Consider the following 7,557-nt stretch of genomic DNA (forward strand, 5'->3'; position numbering starts at 1 on the left):
GGGGTAGCGTGGCGCTTCCAGGCTGACGGCCGTGGGCTGCGCGAGCGGCAGGGTCTTGATGCCCTGCAGATGCGCGCAGACTTCCAGCAGCGTGCGCGCCGTGCGCGCCTGCACGCCCGAGGCCAGCGCCGCCTCGGCGCCGTTGCCGGCCGGCAGGATCAGCAGGCGCCCGGCCTGCGCGGCCGCCAGCGCCGCGGGCAGCACGCCGTCCACCGGCTTGAGTTCGCCGGTGAGCGCGAGTTCGCCCAGCAGCTCGATGTCCAACAGCGACGGCATCGGGATTTGCCCGCTGGCGGCCAGGATGCCCAGGGCGATGGCCAGGTCGTAGCGGCCGCCCTCTTTGGGCAAGTCGGCGGGCGCCAGGTTGACGATGATGCGCCGCTGCGGGAACTCGAACTGCGCGTTCTGGATCGCGGCGCGCACGCGTTCACGGCTTTCACGCACCGCAGCCGCGGGCAGCCCCACCAGCGTGAAGTTGGGCAGGCCGCCGCCCAGATGCACTTCGACCCGGACGGCGGGCGCATGCACGCCGGCCCGGGCGCGGCTGTGCGCCAGCGCCAGGTTCATGGCTGTGGAAAACGCGGCGCTTAGTTCTTGCTGTCGCCCGGCGTGGCCGAGCGCGCCTCGAGTACGGTGAGCGCACGTTCGAGCGCGTCGAGTTTTTCGCGCGTGCGCAGCAGGACGGCGCGCTGCACTTCAAACTCTTCGCGCGTCACCAGGTCGAGCCGGCCCAGGCCCGCCTGCAGCGTGGACTTGAAGTTCTGTTCCAGGTCGGCGCGCGCTTCCTTGAGGCCGGGCGGCACCACGTCGCTGAGCTTGCGGGCGAGGTCGTCGAGGTTCTTGAGGTCGATCATGGCGTGGACTCCGTTGGACGCCTGCAGTCTGCGTCCGCGCCCGTGGCGGGCATGTCGGGGATGCGGGCGGCGCGGGGTAGGCAACCGTCGCGGGTCGGGCGTCGAAACCCGTCCGATCGGGGCCCAACAATAGAACACGCCACGGACGAGCAATCAATCCGTCATCAGTGGGTCATGGTTCAGGTGCTCTCCCCCGAGTCCCTTTCCCTCAGCGCCAGGAGGCATTCCATTATGGTTTCCGCAAAGCCCCACCGCCCGATCGGCCCCAGAGCCCTGCCTGTCCCCGCGCTACTCGTCTCCGGCCTGGCCCTGCCGGCCATGGCCCAGGCGGCGCCTGCCACCCTCAATACCGGCGACACCGCCTGGATGATCGTCGCCACCCTGCTGGTGCTGATGATGACCCTGCCCGGGCTGGCCCTGTTCTACGCCGGCATGGTCCGGTCCAAGAACGTCCTTTCGGTGCTGATCCAGTGCTTCGCCATCACCGCCCTGGTTTCGGTGCTTTGGGTGATTTACGGCTACAGCCTGGTGTTCGACACCACCGGGATGGAAAAGGGCGTGGTGAACTTCAACTCCTTCGTGGGCGGGCTCGACAAGGCCTTCCTCAAGGGCCTGACCCTGGACAGCCTGGTGCTGGCGGTACCGGAAAGCGTGTTCATCGTTTTCCAGATGACCTTCGCCATCATCACCCCGGCCCTGATCGTGGGCGCCTTTGCCGAGCGGATGAAGTTCTCCGCCCTGCTGGTGTTCATGACCCTGTGGTTCACCTTCGTATACGCGCCCATCGCCCACATGGTGTGGAGCGGCGACGGCGGCCTGATGTGGGACTGGGGCGTGCTGGACTTCGCCGGCGGCACCGTGGTGCACATCAATGCCGGCATCGCCGGCCTGGTGGCGGCCATCGTGCTGGGCAAGCGCAAGGGCTACCCGACCACGGCCATGCCGCCGCACAACCTGGGCTACACCGTCATTGGCGCCAGCCTGCTGTGGGTGGGCTGGTTCGGCTTCAACGCCGGCTCGGCCGTGGCCGCCAACGGCACCGCCGGCATGGCGATGCTGGTGACCCAGGTGGCCACCGCGGCCGCCGCACTGAGCTGGATGGGCGCGGAATGGCTGATCCACCGCAAGGCCAGCGTGCTGGGCATCGTCTCGGGCGCGGTGGCGGGCCTGGTGGCGATTACCCCGGCTTCGGGCACGGCCGGCCCCATCGGCGCGCTCGCCATCGGCGCATCGGCCGGCCTGATCTGCTTCGTGTTCTCCACCAGCATCAAGCGCTCGCTGGGCTATGACGACTCGCTGGATGTGTTCGGCGTGCACGCCATCGGCGGCATCGTCGGCGCCATCCTCACCGGCGTGTTCGCAGCCCCCGCGCTGGGCGGCTTCGGCACCGTCACCGACATCGGCGCGCAGGTCTGGATCCAGGCCAAGGGCGTCGGCTTCACCGTCATCTACACCGCCGTGGCCACGCTTGTCATACTCAAGGCCATCCAGTGGACGATGGGTCTTCGCGTCAGCGAAGAAGCCGAGTCCGAGGGCCTCGACATCGCCCTGCACAACGAACGCGGTTACAACCTCTAAGGATCCGGGAGCTCACTCATGAAAATGGTCATGGCCATCATCAAGCCATTCAAGCTCGACGACGTCCGGGAATCGCTCAGCGAAGTCGGCGTCACCGGCGTCACGGTCACCGAGGTCAAGGGCTTCGGCCGGCAAAAAGGCCACACGGAGCTGTATCGCGGCGCCGAGTACGTGGTCGATTTCCTGCCCAAGATCAAGCTCGAAGTGGCGGTCACCACCGACCAGGTGGAGCGCGTGGTCGAAGCCATCCAGTCGGCGGCCAACACCGGCAAGATCGGCGACGGCAAGATCTTCGTCTACGAACTCGAGAAGGTGCTGCGCATCCGCACGGGCGAACTGGACGGCGACGCGCTCTAGCCCCTCGGCGATGCAGGGCAAAACCAGCGCCTCCGGGCGCTGGTTTTGCGTCGGCCGGCAGCCCCGGTGACGGCCCGGCCCAAGGCCGGTACGCTTGCGGCAGGGCAGCCGCCTGCAGGAAGGAATACCGATGACCCGCAAGACCCTGAATTTCGCCGCCGCCGTCGTTTTGGCCACGCTGTCGCTGTCGGCCTGCCAGTCCGAGGCACCGGCCGGTGCGCCGGACGCCCAGACGCAGGCCCCCGACGCTGCGCCGGCGGCCGACCCCGCCGCCACGGCGCCTGCGCCCGTCGCCATGGCCACCGCCAGCATCTCCAAAGTCGAGCTGGGCAATGCCCTCGACGCCGACGGCGGGCTGGTTGAAGCCAAGACCACCTTCGCGCCCATGGACAGCGTGGTGGTCGTCATTTACACGGCCGGCAACGACGGCGCCGCCCTGGCCCGGGGCGTGGTTGGCACGCGCTGGCTGGACCAGGACGGCAAGGTGGTCCACGAAGAGTCCAAGCCCTTCGACGTCGCCGGCACGGGCACCACCACCTTCCAGATCGGCAAGATGGACGGCTGGCCGGTGGGGCGCTACACGATCGAGATTTCCCTGGACGGCCAGCCGGCGATGAGCCGCGAGTTCACGGTCCAGTAGTCGCTGCGCCAGCACGCATGAAAAAACCGGCGCCCCAGGGCGCCGGTTCTTTTGGCCCGCGCTGAGGCGGCGGGGTCAGTCGCCCAGCGCGCGCGCCACGAACGGCGGCAGCGCCAGCGCGCCCTGGTGCACATCGGCGGTGTAGTACTGGGTGTCGAAGGTCTTGGCGGCGGCGTCGGCCTTGCGGAACTGCGTGAGGTCGCGCGCTTCCTTCGAGGCAATGGTGCAGCTCCAGTAGCCGGTCGGGTAGCACGGCTGCGGGAAGGGCAGGGTGCGGAAGCGGGTGAAGCCGGCTTCGGTCATCGCGCTGCGCATGTCCAGGATCAGCTGCATCAGCGCCAGCGGCGATTCGCTCTGCTGCACCAGCAGTCCGCCCGGGCGCAGGGCCTTGAGGCAGGTTTCGTAGAAGGCTCGGTTGAACAGGCCCTCGGCCGGGCCGACCGGGTCGGTGGAGTCGACGATGATCACGTCGATGGACTCGGGCGCGGCGTTCTTCATATAGGCGATGCCGTCGTCGAACATCACCGTGGCGCGCGGGTCGCCGTTGGATTCGCACAGCTCCGGAAAGTATTTCTCGGCCATGCGCGTCACCTGTTCATCGATGTCGCACTGCACCGCGGTGCGCACGCCGGGGTGGCGCAGCACTTCGCGCAGCGTGCCGCAGTCGCCGCCGCCGATGATCACCACGTCCCTGGGGTTGGCGTGGGTGAACAGCGGGGCGTGCGCCATCATCTCGTGATAGAAAAAATTGTCGCGCGTGGTCACCATCATGGCGCCGTCGATCAGCATGACGTTGCCCCAGTCGGTGCTTTCGTACATTTCGATTTTCTGGAACGGCGACTGCACTTCGTCCAGCTTGCGGGCCATGCGCAGGCCGAAGGCAGAGCCGGTGTGCTCGAAGTTCTCGTGCAGCCACGTCGATGAAGAAGAAGTCATCATTTTTCCAGGAAGGTTCGTAGACGAGGCCGCATTGTAACGGATGGCGCTTTTGGCCCCTGAACCGCGCCAGCGCGCCCCGGCCCCGCCTCCATGGACCCGTCACCCCCGGGCGCTACAATGCCCGTCTCACCTGACCCCGGAATCACGCCCATGCCCGCCTGGTCCATCGACCGCGCCCGACACACCTACTCCATTCCCTACTGGAGCGAGGGCTACTTCGACGTTGACGCCCAGGGTCGGATGCTGGTGCTGCCACGCGGCGCCGGTGGCCCGGGACTGGCCCTGCCCGAGGTGGTCAACCAGGCCACCGCCGCCGGCCTGAAGCTGCCGCTGCTGCTGCGTTTTTCCGACGTGCTGGGCGACCGCCTGGGCAAGCTGCAGGCCGCCTTCGGCCGCGCCATCGCCGACCTGGACTACCGGGGCGGCTACACGGCCGTCTATCCGATCAAGGTGAACCAGCACCGCGGCGTCGCCGGCGAGCTGGCTGCGGCGGGCGGCGAGGGCTTCGGCCTGGAGGCCGGCTCCAAGCCCGAGCTGATGGCCGTGCTGGGCCTGGCCAAGCCCGGCAGCCTGGTGATCTGCAATGGCTACAAGGACCGCGAGTTCATCCGCCTGGCCCTGATCGGCCGCAAGCTGGGCCTGCAGACCTACATCGTGATCGAGAAGCCGTCCGAGCTGGCGATGGTGATCGAGGAATCCAAGGCCCTGGGCGTGCGCCCGGGCCTGGGCGTGCGCCTGCGCCTGGCCTCGCTGGGCGCCGGCAAGTGGCAGAACAGCGGCGGCGACAAAGCCAAGTTCGGCCTTTCGCCGCGCCAGGTGCTGGACCTGGTGGAGCGACTGAAGGCCGCCGACATGCTCGACTCGCTCGAGCTGCTGCACTTCCACATGGGCTCGCAGATATCCAACGTGCGCGACATCGCCAACGGCATGCGCGAGGCGGTGCGCTTCTTCGTCGAGCTGACCAAGATGGGCCTGGGCATCCGCTACATGGATTCGGGCGGTGGCCTGGGCGTGGACTACGAAGGCACGCGTTCGCGCGGCTTCTGTTCGATGAACTACGGCCTGGACCAGTACGCGCACACCCTGCTGCAGCCGCTGGCCGAAGCCTGCACCGAACACGGCATCACGCCGCCGATGATGGTGACCGAGGCCGGCCGCGCCATGACCGCGCACCACGCGGTGATGGTGGTGAACGTGTCGGAAGTCGAGCGCGCGCCGGAAGGCAACGTGCCCGCCGAACAGCCGGGTGAACCCGCGGCCGTGCGCCACCTGCGCGAAACCCACGCCGCGCTCGGCGAGCGCCCGGCGCTGGAGCTCTACCACGAGGCCCAGCACCACCTTGCCGAAGGCCAGGCCCTGTATGCGCTGGGCCAGCTCACGCTTGAGCAGCGCGCGCTGCTCGACGACCTGTTCTATGCCATCGCCCAGTCCGTGCGCACCCGCCTCACCGGCGAGGAGCGCAGCCACCGCGACGCGCTGGACGAGCTCAACGAGCGGCTGGTGGACAAGTACTTCGTCAACTTCTCGGTGTTCGAATCCATCCCCGACGTGTGGGCGATCGACCAGGTGTTCCCGATCGTGCCGATCGCGCGCCTGGACGAGGCGCCCGACCGCCGCGGCGTGATCGCCGACCTCACCTGCGACTCCGACGGCCGCATCGACACCTATGTCGAATCCGAGGCGCTGGACAGCTCGCTGCCGCTGCACACGCCGCGCGAAGGCGAGAGCTACCGCCTGGGCATCTTCATGGTGGGCGCGTACCAGGAGACGCTGGGCGATATCCACAACCTGTTCGGCGACACCGACACGGCCAACGTGCAGCTGGACGCCGGCGGTGGCTATTCGGTCACGCGCCAGCGCAAGGGCGACACCACCGACGTGATGCTGGACTACGTGGGCTACGACCTGGCCGAGCTGCGTGCGATCTACAAGGCCAAGGTGGACGCGGCCGCGCTGGAGCCGGCCGACGCCGCCAGGATGCTGGTGGCGCTGGAGGTCGGCCTCACCGGCTACACCTACCTGCACGAGGAAAACTCGAACGGAACCTCGGCATGAAGACCGGCTTCATTGGCCTGGGCGCGATGGGCGCACCGATGGCCGGCCATCTGGCCGCCCGAGGCCTGCTGGAGGTCGTCGACAACCGCTCGCGCGACAAGGCCCAGGCGCTGGCTGCGCAGCTGGGGGTGCGTGCCGCCGCCACGCACGCCGACTTCGCCGATTGCGACGTGGTGGCGCTGTGCGTTTCGATGGACGCCGACGTGATGCAGCAGGTGACGGCGCTGGCCGGCGTGCTCAAGCCCGGCAGCGTGGTGGTGGACCATTCCACGGTGTCGGTGGGTACCGCGCGCAGCGCGCAGGCGCTGCTGGCGGCACGCGGCATCGGCTTCCTGGACGCGCCGGTGTCGGGCGGCGTGGAGGGCGCGCGCAACGGCAAGCTGTCGGTGATGGTGGGCGGTGACGCCGCCGACCTCGAGATCGCCCGGCCGGCCCTGGACGCTTACGCCGCGCGCATTGCCCACATGGGCGACACCGGCAGCGGCCAGGCCACCAAGGCCGTGAACCAGGTGCTGGTGGCCGGCATCAACGAAGCGGTGTGCGAAGGACTGGCGCTGGGTGAAAAGCTGGGCCTGGATCCGGCGAAACTGCTGCCGACCCTGATGGCCGGTGCGGCCGCCAACTGGTTCCTGGAAAAGCGTGGCGGCACGATGCTGGCGGGCCAGTTCACGCCCGGCTTCAAGTGCGGGCACCTGCTCAAGGACCTCACCATCGTGCAGGCCATGGCCAACGAAGTGGGGCTGCCGTCGAGCGTCATCGGCATGGCGCGCGACCACTATGCCCAGCTGGTGCTGCGCGGCGAAGGCGATTCCGACACGTCCGCGCTTATTTTGCTCAAGCGCGGCTGATCAGCCCGGGCCGCGCGACGCCCATTCGAGCGCGCTGTGGTAGTCGAAGAACAGGCGCAGGAAGTGCAGGCCGCGGTTGCCGCACTGGATGGCGTAGAACTCGAAGTCATCGCGCTTGGGTGAGTCCGGCGCGGCCAGCAGGGCGATGCGGAAGTCCGGGCCAAAGCCCAGGTCCTGCACCCGCTGCGGCATGTCGAAGATGTCCGCCGTGCCCAGGTCGGGAACCATGCGGCGGTGGTCCACCAGGAAGCGCGGGGGGGGGGGGGGGGGGGGGGGGGGGGGGGGG

General features: G+C 68.6%; 9 protein-coding genes. 5 read left to right on the forward strand and 4 right to left on the reverse strand.

Going from position 1 to position 7,557, the window contains the following annotated elements; genetic code table 11:
* Window positions 1–567, reverse strand: a 567-nt coding sequence (locus K0M70_RS00230; protein WP_290777703.1) for a magnesium chelatase domain-containing protein, incomplete at its 3' end; no start/stop codon positions are given.
* Window positions 568–587: 20 nt separating this feature from the next.
* On the reverse strand, window positions 588–854 hold the full coding sequence (locus K0M70_RS00235; protein ID WP_290777707.1) for an accessory factor UbiK family protein: 267 nt from the start codon (window positions 852–854) through the stop codon (window positions 588–590).
* A 318-nt stretch (window positions 855–1,172) separates the two neighbouring features.
* On the opposite strand from K0M70_RS00235, the gene K0M70_RS00240 reads away from it, so the two are divergent.
* The 3 genes from K0M70_RS00240 to K0M70_RS00250 all read left to right on the forward strand — a co-directional run bounded on the left by K0M70_RS00240 (window position 1,173) and on the right by K0M70_RS00250 (window position 3,429).
* Window positions 1,173–2,432 (forward strand): ammonium transporter, encoded by a 1,260-nt coding sequence (locus tag K0M70_RS00240; RefSeq protein WP_290777710.1) that lies wholly within the window; start codon window positions 1,173–1,175, stop codon window positions 2,430–2,432.
* Between the two features lie 18 nt (window positions 2,433–2,450).
* Window positions 2,451–2,789: a P-II family nitrogen regulator gene (locus K0M70_RS00245; RefSeq protein ID WP_290777714.1), complete on the forward strand. Its 339-nt coding sequence runs from the start codon at window positions 2,451–2,453 to the stop codon at window positions 2,787–2,789.
* Window positions 2,790–2,919: 130 nt separating this feature from the next.
* Window positions 2,920–3,429 carry a hypothetical protein gene (locus tag K0M70_RS00250; RefSeq protein WP_290777715.1) on the forward strand — a complete coding sequence of 170 codons (510 nt, stop codon included), beginning with the start codon at window positions 2,920–2,922 and terminating at the stop codon, window positions 3,427–3,429.
* Window positions 3,430–3,504: 75 nt separating this feature from the next.
* Here K0M70_RS00250 and speE read toward each other — a convergent pair whose 3' ends face one another.
* Window positions 3,505–4,365, reverse strand: a complete 861-nt coding sequence (gene speE / locus K0M70_RS00255; protein WP_290777717.1) for a polyamine aminopropyltransferase — start codon at window positions 4,363–4,365, stop codon at window positions 3,505–3,507.
* 153 nt (window positions 4,366–4,518) lie between these two features.
* Here speE and speA point away from each other — a divergent pair, with 153 nt between their 5' ends.
* Together speA and K0M70_RS00265 are read left to right on the forward strand one after the other, a co-directional pair.
* Window positions 4,519–6,423, forward strand: a complete 1,905-nt coding sequence (gene speA, locus K0M70_RS00260) for an arginine decarboxylase (RefSeq protein WP_290777720.1) — start codon at window positions 4,519–4,521, stop codon at window positions 6,421–6,423.
* Entirely contained in the window at window positions 6,420–7,271 is an 852-nt protein-coding gene (locus tag K0M70_RS00265; protein ID WP_290777722.1) for an NAD(P)-dependent oxidoreductase, read from the forward strand. The genes speA and K0M70_RS00265 overlap by 4 nt, the downstream gene beginning before the upstream one ends.
* Here the strand turns inward: K0M70_RS00265 and K0M70_RS00270 are convergent.
* Window positions 7,272–7,557, reverse strand: a 286-nt coding sequence (locus K0M70_RS00270) for a hypothetical protein (protein ID WP_290777724.1), incomplete at its 5' end; no start/stop codon positions are given.

Origin of the sequence: Arenimonas sp. (genome assembly GCF_019459675.1) — a bacterium.
In the GTDB taxonomy this organism is placed as follows: Bacteria; Pseudomonadota; Gammaproteobacteria; order Xanthomonadales; family Xanthomonadaceae; genus Arenimonas.

What these genes read in the sequence shown, in the direction of transcription:
- speE (WP_290777717.1), bottom strand. Translation starts at nt 4,365, where the DNA reads ATGACTTCTTCTTCATCGACGTGGCTGCACGAGAACTTCGAGCACACC.
- K0M70_RS00250 (WP_290777715.1), top strand. Translation starts at nt 2,920, where the DNA reads ATGACCCGCAAGACCCTGAATTTCGCCGCCGCCGTCGTTTTGGCCACG.
- K0M70_RS00240 (WP_290777710.1), top strand. Translation starts at nt 1,173, where the DNA reads ATGGCCCAGGCGGCGCCTGCCACCCTCAATACCGGCGACACCGCCTGG.
- K0M70_RS00245 (WP_290777714.1), top strand. Translation starts at nt 2,451, where the DNA reads ATGAAAATGGTCATGGCCATCATCAAGCCATTCAAGCTCGACGACGTC.
- K0M70_RS00235 (WP_290777707.1), bottom strand. Translation starts at nt 854, where the DNA reads ATGATCGACCTCAAGAACCTCGACGACCTCGCCCGCAAGCTCAGCGAC.
- K0M70_RS00265 (WP_290777722.1), top strand. Translation starts at nt 6,420, where the DNA reads ATGAAGACCGGCTTCATTGGCCTGGGCGCGATGGGCGCACCGATGGCC.
- speA (WP_290777720.1), top strand. Translation starts at nt 4,519, where the DNA reads ATGCCCGCCTGGTCCATCGACCGCGCCCGACACACCTACTCCATTCCC.